The sequence below is a fragment of the Streptomyces sp. NPDC008086 genome (assembly GCF_042957325.1).
Lineage (GTDB): Bacteria > Actinomycetota > Actinomycetes > Streptomycetales > Streptomycetaceae > Streptomyces.
The window spans coordinates 552,521-571,462 of record NZ_JBIBIA010000005.1 but is presented as its reverse complement, the minus strand read 5'-3'; the positions used below and the strand labels follow the sequence as shown (position 1 = coordinate 571,462).

The 18,942-nt window shown below is 72.1% G+C and carries 18 protein-coding genes; 5 read left to right on the top strand and 13 right to left on the bottom strand.

The window, feature by feature from the left end:
- The 4 genes from panD to ACFZBP_RS20435 are packed head-to-tail and all read right to left on the bottom strand — an operon-like array spanning position 1 to position 3,986.
- Positions 1 to 453 carry an aspartate 1-decarboxylase gene (gene panD, locus ACFZBP_RS20450; protein WP_391415118.1) on the bottom strand — a complete coding sequence of 151 codons (453 nt, stop codon included), beginning with the start codon at positions 451 to 453 and terminating at the stop codon, positions 1 to 3.
- Positions 454 to 490: 37 nt separating this feature from the next.
- A complete protein-coding gene (locus ACFZBP_RS20445; RefSeq protein ID WP_391414858.1) occupies positions 491 to 1,336 on the bottom strand; it encodes an alpha/beta fold hydrolase in 846 nt (281 codons plus the stop codon).
- 32 nt (positions 1,337 to 1,368) lie between these two features.
- Positions 1,369 to 2,664: an enterobactin transporter EntS gene (gene entS / locus ACFZBP_RS20440; RefSeq protein WP_391414856.1), complete on the bottom strand. Its 1,296-nt coding sequence runs from the start codon at positions 2,662 to 2,664 to the stop codon at positions 1,369 to 1,371.
- The gene (locus tag ACFZBP_RS20435) at positions 2,661 to 3,986 is read right to left on the bottom strand and encodes a salicylate synthase (RefSeq protein WP_391414854.1); all 1,326 of its coding nucleotides are present in this window, start codon (positions 3,984 to 3,986) and stop codon (positions 2,661 to 2,663) included. Before ACFZBP_RS20435 ends, entS begins: the two co-directional genes overlap by 4 nt.
- Positions 3,987 to 4,134: 148 nt before the next feature.
- On the opposite strand from ACFZBP_RS20435, the gene ACFZBP_RS20430 reads away from it, so the two are divergent.
- Genes ACFZBP_RS20430 through ACFZBP_RS20420 form a run of 3 tightly spaced genes read left to right on the top strand, consistent with a single transcriptional unit; the run spans position 4,135 to position 7,923 of the window.
- Complete coding sequence (locus ACFZBP_RS20430) at positions 4,135 to 5,763, top strand: AMP-binding protein (RefSeq protein WP_391414852.1); 1,629 nt, start codon at positions 4,135 to 4,137, stop codon at positions 5,761 to 5,763.
- Complete coding sequence (locus ACFZBP_RS20425) at positions 5,753 to 6,835, top strand: iron chelate uptake ABC transporter family permease subunit (protein WP_391414850.1); 1,083 nt, start codon at positions 5,753 to 5,755, stop codon at positions 6,833 to 6,835. The genes ACFZBP_RS20430 and ACFZBP_RS20425 overlap by 11 nt, the downstream gene beginning before the upstream one ends.
- Positions 6,832 to 7,923: an iron chelate uptake ABC transporter family permease subunit gene (locus ACFZBP_RS20420; RefSeq protein WP_391414848.1), complete on the top strand. Its 1,092-nt coding sequence runs from the start codon at positions 6,832 to 6,834 to the stop codon at positions 7,921 to 7,923. The genes ACFZBP_RS20425 and ACFZBP_RS20420 overlap by 4 nt, the downstream gene beginning before the upstream one ends.
- A gap of 2 nt (positions 7,924 to 7,925) precedes the next feature.
- Here ACFZBP_RS20420 and ACFZBP_RS20415 read toward each other — a convergent pair whose 3' ends face one another.
- Positions 7,926 to 8,921 carry a hypothetical protein gene (locus ACFZBP_RS20415; protein ID WP_391414846.1) on the bottom strand — a complete coding sequence of 332 codons (996 nt, stop codon included), beginning with the start codon at positions 8,919 to 8,921 and terminating at the stop codon, positions 7,926 to 7,928.
- Between the two features lie 188 nt (positions 8,922 to 9,109).
- On the opposite strand from ACFZBP_RS20415, the gene ACFZBP_RS20410 reads away from it, so the two are divergent.
- Both ACFZBP_RS20410 and ACFZBP_RS20405 read left to right on the top strand, forming a co-directional pair.
- Positions 9,110 to 9,325 carry a heavy-metal-associated domain-containing protein gene (locus ACFZBP_RS20410; protein ID WP_383449029.1) on the top strand — a complete coding sequence of 72 codons (216 nt, stop codon included), beginning with the start codon at positions 9,110 to 9,112 and terminating at the stop codon, positions 9,323 to 9,325.
- Positions 9,326 to 9,392: 67 nt separating this feature from the next.
- Positions 9,393 to 11,702 carry a heavy metal translocating P-type ATPase gene (locus ACFZBP_RS20405; RefSeq protein ID WP_391414843.1) on the top strand — a complete coding sequence of 770 codons (2,310 nt, stop codon included), beginning with the start codon at positions 9,393 to 9,395 and terminating at the stop codon, positions 11,700 to 11,702.
- Between the two features lie 56 nt (positions 11,703 to 11,758).
- Here ACFZBP_RS20405 and ACFZBP_RS20400 read toward each other — a convergent pair whose 3' ends face one another.
- From ACFZBP_RS20400 to ACFZBP_RS20365, 8 genes are all read right to left on the bottom strand, one after another.
- Positions 11,759 to 12,211, bottom strand: coding sequence for a phospholipase (locus tag ACFZBP_RS20400; RefSeq protein ID WP_383449025.1), 453 nt, complete (start codon positions 12,209 to 12,211; stop codon positions 11,759 to 11,761).
- Positions 12,212 to 12,316: 105 nt separating this feature from the next.
- The gene (locus tag ACFZBP_RS20395; protein WP_391414841.1) at positions 12,317 to 12,907 is read right to left on the bottom strand and encodes a hypothetical protein; all 591 of its coding nucleotides are present in this window, start codon (positions 12,905 to 12,907) and stop codon (positions 12,317 to 12,319) included.
- A gap of 5 nt (positions 12,908 to 12,912) precedes the next feature.
- The gene (locus tag ACFZBP_RS20390; RefSeq protein ID WP_383449020.1) at positions 12,913 to 13,779 is read right to left on the bottom strand and encodes a carbohydrate ABC transporter permease; all 867 of its coding nucleotides are present in this window, start codon (positions 13,777 to 13,779) and stop codon (positions 12,913 to 12,915) included.
- Positions 13,776 to 14,720 carry an ABC transporter permease subunit gene (locus ACFZBP_RS20385; protein ID WP_391414837.1) on the bottom strand — a complete coding sequence of 315 codons (945 nt, stop codon included), beginning with the start codon at positions 14,718 to 14,720 and terminating at the stop codon, positions 13,776 to 13,778. Before ACFZBP_RS20385 ends, ACFZBP_RS20390 begins: the two co-directional genes overlap by 4 nt.
- Positions 14,717 to 16,000: an extracellular solute-binding protein gene (locus ACFZBP_RS20380; protein WP_391414835.1), complete on the bottom strand. Its 1,284-nt coding sequence runs from the start codon at positions 15,998 to 16,000 to the stop codon at positions 14,717 to 14,719. Before ACFZBP_RS20380 ends, ACFZBP_RS20385 begins: the two co-directional genes overlap by 4 nt.
- A gap of 72 nt (positions 16,001 to 16,072) precedes the next feature.
- Positions 16,073 to 16,825: a cupin gene (locus tag ACFZBP_RS20375; RefSeq protein WP_383449012.1), complete on the bottom strand. Its 753-nt coding sequence runs from the start codon at positions 16,823 to 16,825 to the stop codon at positions 16,073 to 16,075.
- Positions 16,819 to 17,736: a DUF6807 family protein gene (locus tag ACFZBP_RS20370; RefSeq protein ID WP_391414833.1), complete on the bottom strand. Its 918-nt coding sequence runs from the start codon at positions 17,734 to 17,736 to the stop codon at positions 16,819 to 16,821. The genes ACFZBP_RS20375 and ACFZBP_RS20370 overlap by 7 nt, the downstream gene beginning before the upstream one ends.
- The gene (locus tag ACFZBP_RS20365; protein ID WP_383449008.1) at positions 17,733 to 18,848 is read right to left on the bottom strand and encodes a Gfo/Idh/MocA family protein; all 1,116 of its coding nucleotides are present in this window, start codon (positions 18,846 to 18,848) and stop codon (positions 17,733 to 17,735) included. The genes ACFZBP_RS20370 and ACFZBP_RS20365 overlap by 4 nt, the downstream gene beginning before the upstream one ends.
- Between the last annotated feature and the right edge of the window lie 94 nt (positions 18,849 to 18,942).

Here is an 18,942-nt window from a genome sequence, read left to right as displayed (position 1 = left end):
TCAGTTCCTCTCCTGCTCGCCGGACGGGCGTGGCGCGGTGCTGGTGAAGGCTCCGGTGAACTGGTCGGGGGCGCCCGGTACCGGTTCGGCGGGGTCGGCGCCGAGCGCGACGATCCGGTTGGCCTTGTCGACGTGGACGACCCGGGGCCGGTGGGTGGCGCGCTCGGAGTCGTCGAGCGCGGCGAAGGACATGATGATGACCAGGTGGCCGGGGTGGACGAGATGGGCGGCGGCGCCGTTGATCCCGATGACGCCGCTGCCGCGTTCGCCGGTGATGGCGTAGGTGGTGAGTCGGGCGCCGTTGTCGATGTCGACGACCTGGACGGCCTCGCTTTCGACGATGTCGGCGGCCTCCATGAGGTCCTGATCGATCGTCAGGGACCCGACGTAGTGGAGATCGGCTTGGGTGACGGTGGCTCGGTGGATCTTGCCGTTCAGCAAGGTGCGGTGCACCATGACCCCCTGAGGAGATTACTTAGGCGAGGCTAACCTAATTCAACATGGCCGGGTGGGGAAGAACGGTCGCGGAAGAGCCGTCACGGAAGAACTCCAGGAGCACCCGGTTCACTTCGTCGGGCCGCTCCAGGTAGCCGTAGTGCCCGCAGCCCTTGATCTCCTGGTAGACGGCGCCGGGGATGGCGGCGGCGACCTCGCGCCCGAGGTGCGGCGGCAGCATGACGTCGTCCGCGAAGCCCACGACCAGGCAGGGCACGTCGATCGCCCGGTACGCCGTCAGCCGGTCCTCCGGGACCTCCAGGTCCAACTGGGCCCGGACGCCGGGCCCGGCGGGCTCCGGTGAGAACTCGAAGAGCGCCAGCCAGTCCTGGATCCGCCGGTCGTCGTCCAGGGTGGCCGGGGACAGGTTCTGAAGGGCGCGGATCCAGGCGGAGTAGGCGGGCGGGAGCTTCGACTCGCTGTCGTACAGGGCCCGTTCGGCGCGGGTCATCGCGGCCCGCAGCGCGTCCGTACGGCCCCGGGTGGCCATCAGCACGCCCTGCCGGACGAGCCGGGGCCGGGCGAGCATCAGCTCCTGGACGACGTACGCGCCCATGGAGACGCCGACGAACCGGCACGGCGCGAGGTCGAGGTGCTCGGCCAGGCCCGCCGTGTCGGCGACCAGGTCCCCGACGGTGAAGCCCTCGGGGCACTCGTCGGTCGGAGGAATGCCGCGGTTGTCGAAGGTGACGACCCGGTACCCGGCGTCGACCAGGGTCGGCACCTGGTGGAGGTGCCAGGCCCGGCCCGCGGCGCCCTGGCCCATCACCAGGACCACCGGCTCCCCGTCGCCGGTGTCCTCGTAGTGGAGCCGGATTCCGTTGATGCGCGCGCTCGGCATGGTTCTCCGCCCTGTCGTGGGGAGGTCTCGCGTCAGTCGGCAGCCGGGGAGGACTCGGCGGGCGCCTCCCGGTCGTTCGCGTCGGCATCCGGAGGCCGGCTGAGCGTGGCCCTGCGCAGGGCCGGCATGGCCAGGGCCAGGGCGCCCACGCCCGCCAGACAGACCACTCCGCCGACCACGACCGCTCCGCTCGACGAACCGAGCGCCCTGGCCACCAGACCCGCCTCGACGTTGCCGACCGAGGGGCCGGCGGTGGCCTGGGCCAGCCACAGGCTGCCGACCCGGCCCTGGAGCCGGTCCGGCGTGTAGTGCTGGAGCAGGGCCCGGCGCAGGATCTCCGAGGCGGTGTCCCCGAGTCCGGCCAGGGCGAGGAAGGCCAGCGCGAGCCACAGGTTCGGACTGAGCCCGAAGCAGGTGATCGCCACGCCCCACACCGCGACCGCGCCGATCAGCGCCCGCCCCGTGTGGTGCACCCTGCCCGTCCAGCCGCTGGTCAGCGCGCCGAAGAAGGAGCCGACGGCGGGGGCGGTGTAGAGCAGTCCGACGGTGGACGGGCCGCCGCCGAAGTGCTCGGTGCCGAGTTCGGGGAACAGGGCGTACGGCATCGCGAAGACCACCGCGCAGACGTCGATCAGCAGCAGTCCGGCCACGACCTGGTTGCCGCGCAGGAACCGCAGTCCCTCCCCCATCGCCTTCAGCGGGTGCTGCGCCTCGGCCGTGCCCTCGGGGGCGAGCCTGGGCAGGGGGGCGAGGAGGGCGAGTCCCACGACGTAGATGGCCGCGTCGATCGCGAAGCACCAGGCGACGCCGGGGCCGGCCGCGATCACGCCCGCGAGGGACGGTCCGATCATGCCGCCCAGCTGGGCGGTGAGGGTGGTCAGCGCGCCGGCGGCGGCCAGTTGCCCGGGGGTGACCAGGGCGGGCGTGGCCGCCATCAGGGCCGGACCACCCAGTCCGGCGGTGAAGCCCGCGAGGACGGCCGCCACGAAGACGAACCACACCCGCGGGTCGGGCAGCGCGGCGTTCACCGCGAGTCCCGCGATCACCACCGCGGTCGCGGCGCGGGTGACGAGCATGACCCCGCGCCGGTCGACCCGGTCGGCGAGCAGGCCGCCCGTGATCAGGCCGACCAGCAGGGACAGGCCCAACACCAGGCTCATCAGGCCGACTTGGACCGATGATCCGGTGAGGTGGTAGATCTGGAGGCTGGCCGCCACCGAGGTGAGATGGGTGCCGACCATGGAGATCGCCTGGGTGGCGAAGACCAGTCTGAAGTTCCTGCTGGAGCGCAACGGCGCTACGTCGACGACGACTTCTCCCAGCTTCACGCGCGCCCCTGCCCTGGTGCCGGGATGATGTACGGGGCGACGCTGCGGAGCTTCTCGCAGGTCTCCTCCAGTTCGCGGGCCGGGGTGGATCCGGCGAGGATGCCGGCGCCGGCCCGCAGCCAGGTGCGGCCGCCCTCCTCGAAGACGCTGCGCAGGACGAGTGCCGCGTCGAGGGCGCCGTCACTGCCGGCCCGGAGCACCGCGCCGCTGTAGATGCCGCGTGGCTCCTTCTCCAGCCGGGCGATGCAGTCGTAGGCGGGCGCCTTGGGGATGCCGGAGGCGGTCACGGCGGGGAACACGGCGCGCAGCACGTCCCAGGCGGTGGCGGACTCGGCCAGCAGGCCGTGCACGCTGGAGCCGAGGTGCTGCACGCTGCCGCGCCGGCGGACGGTCATCAGGTCGCGCACGGAGACCGTGCCCGGCCGGCAGACGGTGGCCATCTCCTCCTCGGCGAGTTTGACCGACAGCACGTGTTCGGAGATCTCCTTGGGGTCGGCGAGGAGTTCGGCGCGCAGGCGCTCGTCCTCCTGGTCGCCGAAGCCATGGGCGCGGGTGCCGGCGAGGGGCTGGGTGACGACCTCGCCGTCCGCGCCGACCTCGGCCACGGTCTCGGGGCTGAAGCCGGCGACCCGGCGCCCGCCGAGGTCCAGCAGGAAGGACCGGGCGGGGGTGTTGTGCGAGCGGCCGTGGACGTAGGTGGCGACGAAGTCGACCGGGAAGGGCACGTCCACGGTCCGCGAGAGGATGACCTTCTGCAGCTCGGTCGTCCGTATCTCCTCGATGGCCTGGGCCACCATCTCGGGGTAGCGGCCCTCGCCGTCCGCGACCTCGACGGGGCGGGACAGGGCCGCGCGTTCGGCGGGGGCGCGCTGGAGTAACCCGGTCAGCGCCTCCAGCGTCTCCTGGTCCGCGCTGCGGACGAGGACACCGTGCCGGCCGAGCCTCACCTCGCTGTGCGGGACGATCAGATGGAGCAGTTCGTCGTCGCCGGCCCGGTCGGGGCGGGCGGTGTGGAGATGGGAGAACTCGAAGGCCATCCAGCCGTAGGCGTTCCAGCCCTCGGCGGCCGTCCGGTCCAGTTCCTCGTGGACCTGGCGCAGCGGGTGCGGCCCGAGCGGGGCGGCGGTCTCCTCGTCGAGCCATCGGCGGCGGATCTCGGAGCGGTCGACCCGGATCTCGCCGAGCGCCCCGCCGGCGAACCAGAAGTCGCCGTTCTGTTCGTAGATCACGTACTGGTCGAACAAGCCCGACTCCGCCAGCTCTGCCGCCAACTGGACGGGGTCTCCCGGCAGTTCCGTCTCCGCGCTCCGATAACGCAGCAAGGACCTACCTCCCTGGACTTAGGTTAACCTAACCTAATTCACCAAGACCCTAGCTTCCACAGCGCGTTGCCGTCCAGATCACCCCGCCAGGCTTGACCCCGATGAATGATTAGGCAAGCCTTTCCTAAACAGCAGGCGGGAGTTGAGGATGCTCGACGGGTGGGTGCCCTGGCCGGAGCCGTTGGCCGAGAAGTACCGCGCAGAGGGCTACTGGCAGGGCCGGCCGCTGGACCGGCTGCTGAGGGACAGCGCCGAGCGGGCGCCGGGGCGTACCGCACTCGTCGACGCCGACGGCAACCGGTGGACGTACGCCGAACTCGATCTGCGCGCCGACCGGACGGCGGCGGGGCTGCGGAGGCTCGGCATCGGGGGCGGCGACCGGGTGGTCGTCCAACTCCCCAACACCGACGCGTTCGTGGTGCTGTTCTTCGCGTTGCTGAGGGCGGGCGCGGTACCGGTGCTCACGCTGCCCGCGCATCGCGAGAGCGAGATCGTGCATGTCGCCGAGGTGTCCGGCGCGACGGCTTACGCGATCCCGGACGTGCACGACGGCTTCGACCACCGGGTGCTGGCCCGCACCCTGCGCAAGACCGTTCCCGGAGTCGAGCACGTCCTGGTGGCGGGCGACGCCGCCGAGTTCACCGCGCTCGCCGGCCTCGACGCCGAACCGGTCCCGCTGCCCGTGCCCGACCCCCGGGACGTGGCCGTCCTGCTGCTGTCCGGCGGCACGACCGGCAAGCCGAAGCTCATCCCGCGCACCCACGACGACTACGCCTACAACGTCCGCGCGAGCGCCGAGGTCTGCGGCTTCGGCGGGGACACCGTCTATCTGGTGGTGCTGCCGACCGCGCACAACTTCGCGCTGGCCTGCCCCGGCCTGCTCGGCACGCTGATGGCGGGCGGCACCGTGGTGCTCTCCCCCACGCCGAGCCCCGAGGACGCCTTCGCGCTGATCGAGCGGGAGAAGGTCACCGCCACCGCCGTGGTCCCGCCGATCGCGCTGCTGTGGCTGGACGCGGTGGAGTGGGAGGAGGCCGACCTCTCCTCGCTCGCCCTGCTCCAGGTCGGCGGCTCCAAGCTGGGCGCCGAGCCCGCCGCCCGGGTCGCACCGGCCCTGGGCTGCACCCTCCAGCAGGTGTTCGGCATGGCCGAGGGACTGCTCAACTACACCCGGCTCGACGACCCGCCCGAGCTGGTGGTCGGCACCCAGGGCCGCCCGCTGTCCCCCGCCGACGAGGTGCGCGTGGTCGACGAGGACGATCACGACGTACGGCCGGGCGAGAGCGGCGAGTTGCTCACCCGCGGCCCCTACACACTGCGCGGCTACTACCGCGCCGCCGAGCACAACCTCCGCGCCTTCACCGCCGACGGCTACTACCGCACCGGCGACCTGGTCCGGGTCCTGCCCTCCGGGCATCTGGTCGTCGAGGGCCGGGCCAAGGACCAGATCAACCGAGGCGGCGACAAGATCTCCGCCGAGGAGCTGGAGAACCACATCCTCGCCCACCCCGGTGTGCACGACGCGGCCGTGGTCGGCATGCCCGACGAGACGATGGGCGAGCGCACCTGCGCCTACCTCGTGGCGCGTGGACAGGCCCCGGCACAGCGGGAGTTGGCGGCGTTCCTCACCGAGCGCGGGGTCGCCGCGTACAAGCTGCCCGACCGGGTGGAGGTCGTCGAGGCCTTTCCCCGCACCTCGGTAGGCAAGATCGACAAGAAGGCGCTCGGCCTGCTGATCGCCGAACGTCTCCGCGCGGAGGGCAGTGGTGGCAACTGAGGCCGGTTCGGCCCCTCTGGTACGAACGGACGGGACGAGCAAGCGGTCCGAGCAGTCCACGCAGTCCCCGGGGCGTCGCAACTCGACCCGCACCCTGGCCGTGCTCGGCGCCCTGCTCCTGCTGATCACCGCCGCGACGCTCAGCCTCGCCGTCGGCTCGCGCGCCCTGTCGCCGGGGGTCGTGTGGGCCGTGCTGCTGGACGACGACGGGTCGACCGCGGCCTCGGTCGTCTGGGACGTCCGTGTGCCGCGCACCTTGGCGGGCATCGCGGCCGGGGCGGCCCTCGGGGTCGCGGGCGCGCTCATCCAGGCGCTCACCCGCAACCCGCTGGCCGACCCGGGGCTGCTCGGCATCAACGCGGGCGCCGCCACCGGCGTGGTGCTGTCCATCACCGCTCTCGGCATCACGAGCCTGTGGGCGTCGGTGTGGTTCGCCATGCTGGGCGCGGTGGTGGCGGGTCTGCTGGTGTACTCGCTGGCCTCGGGCGGTCGCGGCGGCGCCACCCCGGAGCGGCTCGCTCTCGGCGGTGCGGTGATCGCGGCCGTGTTCACCGGCATCAGCCAGACGCTGATGCTGCTGGACGCCCAGGCGCTGGACCAATTGCGCTTCTGGAGCGTGGGCTCGCTCGCCCGCGCCGACGACGAGACCCTGACGACCATCACGCCGTTCGTCGCCGTGGGCCTGGTGCTCGCGCTGGCGCTGGTCCGTCCGCTGAACGCCCTCGCGCTGGGCGACGACGGCGCACGGGCACTGGGCGCGCACGTGGACCGCACCCGCTTCCTGGGCCTCGCGGCCATGACGCTGCTGTGCGGCGCGGCGACCTCGGCGGTCGGGCCGCTGGTCTTCGTCGGCCTCGCCGTCCCGCACATCTCCCGCATGATCGCCGGAGCCGACCAGCGCTGGACCCTGCCGCTGTCCATGCTCCTCGCCCCCGCCCTGCTGCTCTTCGCCGACGTCCTCGGCCGGGTCGCCGTACGCCCCGACGAACTGGACGCGGGCGTGGTCACCGCGGTGGTCGGCGCCCCGGTGTTCATCGCTCTGGTCCGCTGTCGCAGGGCGGTGACGGCATGACGACCCAGGCACCGCCCCAGGTACCGACAGGGGCCACCGGCCGCTCACGCGCCCGCTCGCATGTCGTACGAAGCCGCTCGCACCGTTTCTCCCTGCGGGTGGACGTGCGCGCGGTGACCGTCTGCGTCCTGGTGCTGGCCACCACCGCCGCGGTCGGCGTCCTGGGGCTCGGCACCGGCGAGTACTCGATCTCCCCGGCCGACGTCGTCCGCACCCTGCTGGGCAACGGCAGCCCGCGCACCGACTTCGTGGTCAACGACCTCCGGCTGCCCCGCCTGCTGACCGGCATCCTCGTCGGCGCCGCGCTCGGACTGAGCGGGGCCCTCTTCCAGAGCCTGACCCGCAACCCGCTGGGCAGCCCCGACATCGTGGGCTTCACCTACGGCTCCGCCACCGGGGGCCTGCTCGTGGTACTGCTCGTCGGCGGCACCGGCGGGCAGATCGCCGTCGGCGCGGTCGGCGGCGGCCTGGTGACCGCCGTCCTCGTCCATCTGCTGGCGTGGCGGCAGGGCATCCACGGCTACCGGCTCGTCCTGGTCGGCATCGGGGTGAGCGCCCTCCTCCAGGGAGTGAACGCCTACCTCCTCGCCAAGGCCCGCTTCACCCAGGCCGCCCAGGCGATGGTCTGGCTCAACGGCAGCCTCAACGGCCGGGGTTGGGCGGACGTACGCCCCGCCGCCCTCGGCCTCCTCGTCGTCCTCCCGCTGGTCGCGCTCGCCGCGAGCCGGCTGAAGATCCTGGAGATGGGCGACGACGTCGCCGGCGGCCTCGGTGTCCCGGTCCAGCGCACCCGACTGGTCGTCCTGGTGCTGGCCACGGCCGCCTGCGCGGTGGCCACCGCCGCGGCCGGCCCCATCCCCTTCGTGGCCCTGATCGCCCCCCAGCTCTCCCGCCGCCTCACCCGCTCCCCCGGCCCCAACCTCCTCGCCGCCACCTGCACCGGCGCCTTCCTCGTGGTCACCGCGGACTTCGCGTCCCAGCGCATCCACGAGTCGGCCCAGCTGCCGGTCGGCGTGGTGACCGCGGTGGTCGGCGGGGTGTACCTGGGAGTGCTGCTGCGCAGGCAGCGGCGGGCGGGGCGGATCTGAGGTCAGTGACCGTGACCGGGCTCGCCCTCGTGCTCCCCTGAGTCCGAACCCGACGGCGCCTCCGAAGGCACCTCCCCCGTGGTCGCCGTCCCCGCCCGCACGGTGAACGCGGCCGTGTGCACCTTCCCTTCGTGCTTGAAGTCGAGGAACAGCCGGTACGTGCCGCTGCTCGGCGCCGTCGCCGTGAACGAGATCTCCGGGCCGGGCTTGGTCGTGCCGTCGCCGGGGTCGCCGTTCGGGTGGACGTGGAGGTAGGCGAGGTCCCCGGACCGCAGGGCGACGAGGTGGCCGTAGGCGCCGAGGTAGGGCTGGAGGTTGGTCACGGGGGTGCCGTCGCGGGAGACCTTGAGCTTCAGCTCGGTCTCCTTGCCGGGGCGCAGTCCGCCGTCCAGTCGGACGTCGTAGCCGTCGATGTCGGCGGTGGTGTTCGGGGCGGGGAGTCGCTGGGGCTCGTAGGTGCCGGAAGCCGCCAGGTCGGCGCCGAGGGTGAGGTTCTCGGCGTCCTTCACGGCCGGGGTGAAGTCGGCGAAGACGCGGTAGCCGCCCGCGCGGGGCAGGTCCACGGGGATGCTCCAGGTGCCGTCGGCGGCGCGGGTGGGGTGCAGGTGGCGGTAGGTGCCCAGGTCGCGGGAGGCCACGATGAGGTGGAGTTCCTTGTCGTGCTCGCGCCGGTAGGCGGTGACGGCGCGGCCGTCGTCGTCGCGGATGACGAAGCTCAGGTCGGTGCGCTCGCCGGCCGTGACGCGCTGGGTGCGCAGGTCGAGGGTGTAGCCGCCGTCGGAGATCTCCAGCCCGCCGGCCGGCTCGGTCCGGTGCCCGCCGTGTCCGCCCTGTCCGCCGTCTTCGTTCGGCCCCTGTGACGTCTCGCCGTGGCTCTCGTGGCGAGCGGGCGCGGGGTCCTCGACGACGGGGTCGACGGCCTCGCCCACGCCGTAGGCAGTGCCGAAGGTTGCGGCCAGTGCGGCGGCGAACGCGGTGATCCTCAGTCCGGCATGCATGGCGGTCTCCTGCGGGTCGGTCTCTCGATACGGTCCTTCACTGCATTTCACCATACCCCTGGGGGGTATAAAGTCAACTCGGATCGACACTTGCCTTACCTACCCCCTGGGGGTATACATGAACACCGGAAAGGATACCCCTACCCCGTATCCTGGTCGACCGCGGCCCCACCCCTCAGGAGGAATCCATGTCCATCACCACGTACGCCGTCTCCGGCATGACCTGCGGCCATTGCAAGGCCACCCTCACCAGGGCCATCGGCGAGCTGGACGGCGTCACCGAGGTCGGCGTCGACCTCGCGACCGGCCAGGTCACCGTCACCAGCGCCGCCGAGCCCGACGACGCCCTGATCGCCGAGGTCGTCGACGAGGCCGGCTACGAGCTGACCGGCCGCGCCGCCTGACCCGCACCCCGCCCCGCAGGAGCCCGGCCCTGCCCGGCTCCGCCCGCACCCCGTACCAGGAGCAGCGATGACCACCACCGCGTCCCACCCCACGGCCGAGGTAGAGCTCGCCATCGGCGGCATGACCTGCGCCTCGTGCGCGGCGCGCATCGAGAAGAAGCTGAACCGCATGGACGGCGTGGCCGCGACGGTCAACTACGCCACCGAGAAGGCGAAGGTCAGCTATGGCGACGCAGTCTCCGTCCAGGACCTGATCGCCACCGTCGAGGCGACCGGGTACACCGCGCAGGAGCCCGCCCCGCCTGTGCCGGACGCGCAGGAAGCGCGGGACTCGTCCCGCGGTGGCGACGGGCACGATGAACTGCGGTCGTTGCGGGAGCGGTTGATCACCGCCGTCACGCTCGCCGTGCCCGTCGTCGCGATGGCGATGGTCCCGGCCCTCCAGTTCGAGTACTGGCAGTGGCTGTCGCTCACGCTGGCGGCGCCCGTCGTGACCTACGCCGCCTGGCCCTTCCACAGGGCGGCGTTCACCAATCTGCGGCACGGCGCCGCCACCATGGACACGCTGATCTCGGTCGGCACGTCGGCCGCGTTCCTGTGGTCGCTGTGGGCGCTGTTCCTCGGCACGGCGGGCGAGCCGGGCATGACGCACCCCTTCGAGCTGACCATCTCCCGCGGTGACGGCTCGGGGAACATCTATCTGGAGGCGGCCGCCGGAGTCACCGCCTTCATCCTGGCCGGGCGCTACTTCGAGGCCCGTTCCAAGCGCAAGGCGGGCGCGGCGCTGAAGGCGCTGCTGGAGCTGGGCGCCAAGGACGTCACCGTGCTGGGCGCGGACGGCGCCGAACGGACCATACCGGTCTCGGAGTTGAAGGCCGGCGACCGCTTCCTGGTCCGGCCCGGCGAGAAGATCGCCACCGACGGCACGGTGGTCGAGGGCTCGTCGGCGGTGGACGCGTCGATGCTGACCGGTGAGTCCGTGCCGGTCGAGGTCGCCCGGGGCGACGCGGTCACCGGCGCCACGCTCAACGCGGGCGGCCGTCTCGTCGTCGAGGCCACCCGGGTCGGCGCAGACACCCAGCTCGCCCGGATGGCCAGGCTGGTGGAGGACGCGCAGAACGGCAAGGCCGCGGCGCAGCGGCTCGCGGACCGGATCTCCGCCGTCTTCGTGCCGATCGTGATCGCCCTCGCACTGGGCACCCTCGGCTTCTGGCTCGGCAACGGCGCCGGACCGGCCGCCGCCTTCACCGCCGCGGTCGCCGTGCTGATCATCGCCTGCCCGTGCGCCCTGGGGCTGGCCACACCGACCGCGCTGCTGGTGGGCACCGGGCGGGGCGCGCAGCTCGGCATCCTGATCAAGGGGCCGGAGGTGCTGGAGTCCACGCGCGAGGTCGACACGATCGTCCTCGACAAGACGGGCACGGTGACCACCGGCCGGATGACGCTGCTCGCCGTGCACACCGGAGACAACGCCGAGGAGAGCGAAGTCCTGCGGCTCGCCGGGGCGTTGGAGCACGCCTCCGAGCACCCGATCGCCCGTGCCGTGGCCGACGGGGCACTGGAGAAGCTGGGTTCGCTGCCCACGCCGGAGGACTTCGCGAACGTGCCCGGGCTCGGAGTGCAGGGCGTGGTGGACGGGCACGCGGTGCTGGTGGGCCGGGAGCGGCTCCTGGCGATGGGGGTCCCTCCGCTCGAGCGAAGCCGAGAGGGGGGCAGGGCCATGGAGCTGCCGGAGCGGCTCGCGCATGCCAGATCCGAGGCCGAGGCTGCCGGTCGTACGGCCATCGCGGTCGCCTGGGACGGCGAGGCGCGGGCGGTCCTGGAGGTCGCCGACGCGGTCAAGGAGACCAGCGCGGAGGCGATCCGGCGGCTGCGCGACCTCGGTCTCACCCCGATCCTGCTGACCGGCGACAACCGGGCCGTGGCCGAGTCCGTCGCCCGCGAGGTCGGGATGGCGCCGGAGCACGTCGTCGCCGAGGTGCTGCCGCAGGACAAGGCGGATGTCGTCAAGCGACTGCAGGACGAGGGCCGTTCGGTGGCGATGGTCGGCGACGGCGTCAACGACGCGGCCGCCCTGGCCCAGGCCGACCTGGGTCTTGCCATGGGCACCGGCACGGACGCCGCGATCGAGGCCGGCGACCTGACCCTGGTCCGGGGTGACCTGCACGTCGCGGCCGACGCGATCCGGCTCTCCCGCAGGACGCTCGGCACCATCCGGTCGAACCTGTTCTGGGCCTTCGCCTACAACGTCGCCGCCCTGCCGCTCGCCGCGGCCGGACTGCTCAACCCCATGATCGCCGGGGCGGCCATGGCGTTCTCGTCGGTGTTCGTGGTCGGCAACTCGCTGCGGCTGCGGTCGTTCCGGGCCCTGGACTGAGTCCGCCGTACGGAAGGGGGCGCCTGCCGCGGCGCCCCCTTCCCTTTGCCGGTCTCTCAGCCGAAGGCCTTCACTGCCTGGTAGTACGTCCATGCGGTGCTGTTGCAGGCGGTCTTGGTGCCGCCGCTGTAGCCCGCGCACACACGCTTGAGGTCCTCGTAGAAGGCGCTGTCCAGACGCGACTTGTTGGCGTCGAAGGCGCCGATCGCCTTGTAGTTGCGGTAGCCGAAGTCGTGGCGGGCACAGGACGTGGAGAACGGGAAGCCGAAGGGGTTGTCGGGCGAGGAGGAGCAGTAGTCCGTGGACCAGTCGAAGCCGTACGCGGACCAGGCGGACTGGTTGCCGCGGGCGGCGACCCAGGCGTTGTGGCTGGACGCACTGGTCTGGGTCCAGCCGGCGAGGACCTGGGGCTTGTCGGCGGGCGCGGCCCCGGCGGCCGAGGCGGCGCCGAGGACCGTGCCGAGGGCCAGGGTCGAGGTGGTCAGTGCGGTGGCGAGTCTGCGGTGCATTCCACACCTCCATGAGACTGCGACCCGTCCGTCGGGTCGCAGGTTCATGACAAGATGATGGGCACGCCAACCGTCCTTCACACCGCATCTACCTCAAATGCGCCCTTAACTCTTGGACATGCCGGCCCGTCGGATGTGAACGGCAGTCAGCGCCAAGGCCAGCGGCCCAGGGGCGAGGAACGCCAGCGGCACCAGCATCCACGCGCACAGCACCGCCGTCGCCACCGCGAGCAGCACCAGTCCGCTGCCGCCCGGATCCCGCACCGAGTCCCGGGCGGCCTCCCGCAGCGCCGCCCGCCAGTCGGCGAGCGACTCGGGGCGGGCGCAGGCCCCGAGGCCCACGACCAGGGCGGCCGCGCCCATGGCACCGGCCACCACCGCGAACAGCGGCGCCCCCGGCAGCCCCGCCCCGGCGAGCGCGAGATCGGCGGCGAACAGCAGCGCGGCCAGCAGGGCGACGGCTCCCGCCACGAGGTCTCCGGCCCGCAGCCGTCGCCGTAGCAGCGCGAAGTACCGCCCGGCGGTGGCCGGTCGCCCCTCCCCGGCTCCCCGCAACACCGCGCACGCGGTCGACAGCGCGGCCGGCAGCGTCACGAGGGGAAGGCAGGCCACGGCCGTGGCGAGGCCGACGCTCAGCACGTCGGCGAACAGGGTCAGCCGGGGCCCGAAGACCTCGCCCGGCTCACGTGTTCCCATGCCGCTCACCCCTTGAGCCCGGAGCTGGCCATGCCCTCCACCAGCAGGCGCTGGAAGGCGAGGAAGAACAGCACGATCGGCAGCAGCGCGATCACGGACAGCGCGAACATCGGGCCGAACGCCGAGGTGCTGGACGCGTCCACGAACGACCGCAGGGCGAGGGTGAGGGTGAACTTGTCCGGGTCGAAGAGATAGATGAGCTGGGTGAAGAAGTCGTTCCACGTCCAGATGAAGGTGAAGATCGCCGTGGTGATCAGCGCGGGACGGGTGAGCGGCAGGACGACCTTGAAGAAGCTGCGGAAGGGACCGCAGCCGTCGATGCGGGCCGCCTCCTCCAACTCGCGGGGCAGCCCGCGCATGAACTGGACGATGAGGAAGACGAAGAAGGCCTCCGTGGCGAGGAACTTCGGCAGGATCAGCGGCCAGTAGGTGTTCACCAGGCCGAGCTGGTTGAAGATGATGTACTGCGGGATCAGCACCGCGTGGTGCGGCAGCATGATCGTGGCGATCATGAAGGCGAACAGCGGGCCGCGGAAGCGGAACCTGAGGCGTGCGAAGGCGTAGGCAGCCAGCGAGCAGCTGATGACGTTGCCGAGGACCGCGCCGCCCGCGATCAGCAGCGAGTTGCCGAGCAGCCGCCAGATGGACACGTCGTTGACGCCGTCCAGGGCCGTGGCGTAGTTCGACCACTCCAGACGGCCGGGCAGCAGATCGAGGCTGGCGATGACCTCGTCGGCGGGCTTGAGCGAGGTCGCCAGCAGCCAGGCCAGCGGGTACAGCATGACCAGCAGCGCGGCCAGACAGCCGACGTGCAGGGCGATCCGGCCCCAGGCGACGGGCTTGCGGACGACGGGAGTCGTGGTACTGGTCATCGGTCCCCCTCGGAGGCGTAGAAGACCCAGGAGCGCGAGGTGCGGAACAGCACCGCCGTGACGGCGCCGATGACGATCAGCAGGACCCAGGCCATGGCGGAGGCGTAGCCCATGTGGGAGGCGACGAAGCCGCGGTCGTAGAGGTAGAGGGTGTACACGAGGGTCGAGTCGGCGGGGCCGCCCTTGCCGGCGCCGATGGCGAAGGCGGGTGTGAAGACCTGGAAGGCCTGGATGGTCTGGAGGACGAGGTTGAAGAACAGCACCGGGGACAGCATCGGCACCGTGACGGAAAGGAACTGCCGCCATTTCCCGGCCCCGTCGACGGCCGCCGCCTCGTACAGCTCGCTCGGGATCTGCTGGAGCCCGGCGAGGAAGATGACCATGGGCGCGCCGAACTGCCACACCGTCAGCAGGGCCACGGCGAGCAGCGCCCAGCCGGGCTTGTTGACCCAGCCGCCGGTGCCGAGCAGATTGTCCACGGTGCCGCCGTCGTTGAAGACCGCGCGCCAGACGAGCGCGATCGACATCGACGCGCCGAGCAGCGAGGGGGCGTAGAAGGCGGAACGGTAGAAGCCCTTGCCGCGTTTCATGGACTTCAGCGCGAGTGCGACGGCCAGCGCGAGGGCCAGTTGCAGGGGCACGGCGATGACGACGTAGGTCAGGGTGGTCATGACCGAGCGCCAGTAGCGCGGGTCCTCGGTGAACATCTGGACGTAGTTGCGCAGGCCCACCCAGCGCGGCGGGTTGAACAGGTCGTAGTCGGTGAAGGACAGGTACAGCGACACGGCCATCGGCAGCAGGGTCAGGACGATCGCGCCGAGCACCCACGGGGAGAGGAACACCCAGGCGGGGCCCTGGCTCTCCCGCTTGGGGCGGCGCTTCGGGGCGGCGGTGGCCCCCGGTTTCCTGGCGGCGGGCGCGGGGATGTCGGTGGTGGTCATGACCTCAGCTCCGCCTTCGCCTCGGTGACGTAGTTCTGGGCCGCCTCGCGGGGCGACATGCGCTCGTAGGACACCTGGTCGTAGTCGCGCTGGAAGGTGGCCTGGAGGGCGTTGTCGCCGGAGGGCGGGGCCTGCGGCGGGTCCTTGAGGGCGCCTTCCAGGGAGGACTGGTAGTCGGCGATCGTCCTGTCGAAGTCCTTGAGCTGCGGCTCGGTCTCCTCGCGGATGGACTCGTTGACGGGGATGCCACGGGTGGCGCCGAGGATCTTCGCCGCCTGCTCGTCGTTGACGAGGAAGTCGACGAGCTGGGCCGCTTCCTTCGGGTGACCGGTGGTGGCCCCGACGCCGAGGAACATCGACGGCTTGTAGTACTGGCCGGGGGTCCCGTCCTCGCCGGACGGCATCGGGGCGAGTGCGACGCCGGTCGGTATGAGGGCGAGGAAACCGCTGGCCGGGGCGTCCCAGTTGGGGTCGGAGACGGCCTTGCCGCGGCCGAGCGGGGTGTTCTCGACGGAGCCGTCGAGCTGCGTCGTCTGCTCGGCGGGCGAGACGGCGCCCTCGCGCCGGAGCTCGTCGGTGAAGGTCCACCAGCGGGTCAGGTCGTCGGCGGTGAAGCCGAGCCCGCCGTCCTTCGTGTAGAGGGACTTGCCCTGGCCGCGCAGCCAGACCTCGAAGCAGTCCTCGCTCTGGCCGGGGTCGGTGGAGCCGGGCTTGCCGGTCTTCTTCGCCAACGCCCGCATGGCGTCGGCCCATTCGCTCCAGGTCCAGCTCCGTCCCGGGAGCGGCACGCCGGACGCCTTCCACGCCTCGACGTCGTAGGCGACCGTCTCGGTGCCGCGGCCCTGCGGGACGGCGTACTGCGTGTCGTCCAGCCGGCCGGTGGCCAGCAGCCCCGGGTCGATCTCACCGGTGCGCAGTACGGCCTTCTGTTCGGCGAGGTCGAGCAGGACGCCACCGGAGGCGTACTGGTCGATCTGCCGGTAGTCGAGCTGCATCACGTCGGGTGCGTCACCGCCCGAGGCCTGGACGGCGAGCTTCTGTTTGTAGGCCTCGTAGGACGAGAACGACGTCCGCACCCGGATGTTCGGGTGCTGTTTCTCGAACAGGGCGACGGCCTGCTCGGTGCGTTCCGCGCGGTCGGGGTTGCCCCACCACGTGTAGCGCAGCACGACCTTGCCGCCGCCGACCGACTCCCCGGATCCTCCGCAGCCGGCCAGCATCGCGCAGAGCACGAGTGCGGCGGCCGACGCGCAGAACCCCTTTGTCCCGTGTCCGGGCATGCCGAGGTCACCTCTTCTCTCCTCGGTCCTTCTGTTGGCCCCCCTCGGCCCCCCCTCGCTCCCCCGGGCGAGCTACTCGCTCTGGTACGGCAGCGTGACCCCGGGCAGGTTGTACTCGTCCCGGCGGCCGCACATCCCGAACCCGCCGAGCCTGGTGGGCCCGGCCTCGTGCGCGGTCGCGTCGGCGAGATACGCCGGTTCGCCCGCCTCCAGCGCGTCGAGCTGGGCGCCCGTGCGCTCGGCGGTGGCCAGTGCGCCCGCCCGCCACAGCTCCCGCCAGTTCGGCACCTTGGCGCGCACCAGGCGGGCCGCCGCCTGCTGGAACTCCCGATACGGGCCGCTGTCACCGGCGACGAGCGCCTCGCGCAGGACCAGGTAGCCCTCGATCGCGAGGTCCCTGCGGCGGCGCGCGGCGGCCGCCGTGTCCGGGCCGGTGCCCGGTGGCAGGGCCGCCACCGCCGCGTACCGCTCCGGGTCCGCCAGCACTTCGGGCGGGAAGGTGAACACGGCGTCCCCGGCCTCGGGCAGTCCGCTGTTCTGCATCAGCACGGTGATGCGCAGATCGCCGCCCTGGACCATGCGGTGCACGGTCCCGGGGGTGAACCAGGCGACCGAGCCCGGCTCCAGGGGGATGTCACGGTAGCCGTCGGGGCTCAGCGTCTGCACGGCACCCCGGCCGCCGGTGACGACGTACGCCTCGGTGCAGACCAGGTGGAGATGCGGGCTGCCGCCGCACACGCCGTCGGCGGCCTCCCAGTCGTAGGCGCTGAGGTGGGACAGGCCGACGGCGCCGGGCAGCGGGTGCGGAAGGTTCGGCTTCACCACGGCAGCCCCTCCAGGTGGGCGGCCACCTGTTCCCGGTCCCAGGCCCCGTCGGCGAACACGACGCGGTAGCGGTAGGCGAAGGACTCGCCCGGCGGCAGCGCGAACTCCTCGAAGAACGCCCAGGAGAACGCGACCGTGGGGATCGGTTCGGAGCGCACGAACCAGTGGGACTCGTGAACGGCGTCGGCGTTCTCGGGCGCGTGCGCGAACACGAGCGTGGAGTGGCCGTCGATGTCGTCGTGCTCGGTGGTGAAGGCGAGCCACGGGCCCTGACTGCCCATCAACTTGTCTGCGTCGGCGTCGGATTCCGGTGCGAAGGCGGTCCCCCCGGTGAAGTCGCGCGGGCCGCGCCACTGGAGGCCGGTGTATCCGGCCAGCTCCCGGCCCTCGGTCGTCGGGGAGCCGAAGCGCAGCGGCTCGGCCCGGAGGTTGGTGAGCCGGATCGACCAGTCCAGCGCCCAGGCGCCGGCCTCCTCGTCCACCGAGTGGACGGTGAGTCCGCGTGTCTCGCGCGCCCACTCCTCGCCGCCGTTCTCCACCCAGGTGAGCTCCTCGGTGAACGCGAGCCGGTCGTCCTCGACGGTGAACTCGCCGAACCCGTCGTGCCGCATGGAGCCGACCCGCTCGGGCAGAGGCAGGTAACCCTGGCCGTGGACATAGCAGTTGCCGCCCCAGAAGTTCTGCCCGGACAGATGACTCGCCGTCATCTGTAGGCCCTTGTGCCAGCGGTGGTCGCTGGGCCGGTAGCCGGTCACGGTGTGTCCGGCGAGGGTGCGCACGGGGTGGGCGTACGGCTTGCGGGACTCGAAGGCCTCCGGGTCGGGGCGGTAGACGTACCGCAGGATCTCGGTGCCGTTCGCGGCCGTGACGGCGATGTGGTCGCCGTGCGCGTGGGTGACGCGGATGCTCATGCGCGCTCCTTGGGGGCCCAGTGGGGGTGGTCTCCGTGCATGGCCGGGTAGAAGGGGTCGCCGGGCCGGATCTCGCCGGCGTGCACCGGGCTGCCCGTGAAGGCGGCTTTGTAGAGGGCGGCGGCGAAGTCGAGGGTGGCCCGGGCGTCGGGGCCGCTGCCCGGGGGCCGGACACCGTTGTCGTAGGCGTCGAGGAGGGCGCCGAGCTGTGCCGTGTGCGAGCTGGGCAGGTCCGCGGCCGGGGTGCGCCAGGCGGTGGCGCGCTCGGAGGGGACGTGCGGGGCTGGGGTGTAGACCCAGTCGTCGTTGCGGTGGCCGTACAGGTGGGTGAGTTCGACCGTGGCGTCGGCGCAGTCGACGCGGATGCGGCTGACCTCGTGCGGGGAGAGCACGCTGTTGACGACGGTGGCGAGGGCGCCGTTCTCGAACCGGACGAGGGCCGTGGAGACGTCCTCGCTCTCGGTGTCGTGGACCAGGCGCGCGGCCATGGCCCGGATCTCCGCCCACGGCCCGAGCAGATGCAGCAGCAGGTCGAACTGGTGGATGCCGTGGCCCATCGTCGGCCCGCCGCCCTCGGTGGCCCATCGTCCACGCCACGGCACCGCGTAGTAGGCGGCGTCACGGTGCCAGGTCGTCTGGCAGTGCGCGACGAGCGGGGCACCCAGCTCACCGCTCGCGATCAGCTCGCGGGCGTGCACGGCGCCGGAGCCGTAGCGGTGCTGGAAGACGACCGAGGCGTACGCGCCCGACGCCTCCTCGGCCGCCGCGATGTCGTCGTACTCGGCGAGGGACAGGCACAGCGGCTTCTCGCACAGCACCCAGGCGCCCGCCTTGAGCGCGGCGACCGTCTGCTCCCGGTGCAGGGAGGGCGGCGTGCCGATCAGGACCAGGTCGGGGCGTACGGCGTCCAGCATCTCACCGGTCGAGGTGTACCCGGTGAGGTCCTCGCCCGCGAGTTCCCGGAAGGCGTCCAGCCGGGCCTGGTCCACGTCGACGGCGGCGACCAGCTCCACCCGGTCCGCGTGGTGTCTCAGGGCGGAGAGATGGCTGCCGCTGACGATGGCGCCGGTGCCGATGACGGCGACGCGGCGGCGGGCAGGGCGTGTGGACATGCAGTTCTCCTCGGACGGCCGGCGGACAGCCCGCTCAGAAAGCGCTTGCACTTCGAGGGCGACCCTAGGCAGGGAGCGAATGTCAGGACAACCC

Coding starts and splice junctions, on each gene's coding strand:
- ACFZBP_RS20405 (WP_391414843.1), top strand. CDS start 9,393: ATGACCACCACCGCGTCCCACCCCACGGCCGAGGTAGAGCTCGCCATC.
- ACFZBP_RS20415 (WP_391414846.1), bottom strand. CDS start 8,921: ATGCATGCCGGACTGAGGATCACCGCGTTCGCCGCCGCACTGGCCGCA.
- ACFZBP_RS20400 (WP_383449025.1), bottom strand. CDS start 12,211: ATGCACCGCAGACTCGCCACCGCACTGACCACCTCGACCCTGGCCCTC.
- ACFZBP_RS20385 (WP_391414837.1), bottom strand. CDS start 14,720: ATGACCACCACCGACATCCCCGCGCCCGCCGCCAGGAAACCGGGGGCC.
- ACFZBP_RS20395 (WP_391414841.1), bottom strand. CDS start 12,907: ATGGGAACACGTGAGCCGGGCGAGGTCTTCGGGCCCCGGCTGACCCTG.
- ACFZBP_RS20430 (WP_391414852.1), top strand. CDS start 4,135: ATGCTCGACGGGTGGGTGCCCTGGCCGGAGCCGTTGGCCGAGAAGTAC.
- ACFZBP_RS20370 (WP_391414833.1), bottom strand. CDS start 17,736: ATGAGCATCCGCGTCACCCACGCGCACGGCGACCACATCGCCGTCACG.
- ACFZBP_RS20380 (WP_391414835.1), bottom strand. CDS start 16,000: ATGCCCGGACACGGGACAAAGGGGTTCTGCGCGTCGGCCGCCGCACTC.
- ACFZBP_RS20365 (WP_383449008.1), bottom strand. CDS start 18,848: ATGTCCACACGCCCTGCCCGCCGCCGCGTCGCCGTCATCGGCACCGGC.
- ACFZBP_RS20445 (WP_391414858.1), bottom strand. CDS start 1,336: ATGCCGAGCGCGCGCATCAACGGAATCCGGCTCCACTACGAGGACACC.
- ACFZBP_RS20390 (WP_383449020.1), bottom strand. CDS start 13,779: ATGACCAGTACCACGACTCCCGTCGTCCGCAAGCCCGTCGCCTGGGGC.
- ACFZBP_RS20420 (WP_391414848.1), top strand. CDS start 6,832: ATGACGACCCAGGCACCGCCCCAGGTACCGACAGGGGCCACCGGCCGC.
- ACFZBP_RS20410 (WP_383449029.1), top strand. CDS start 9,110: ATGTCCATCACCACGTACGCCGTCTCCGGCATGACCTGCGGCCATTGC.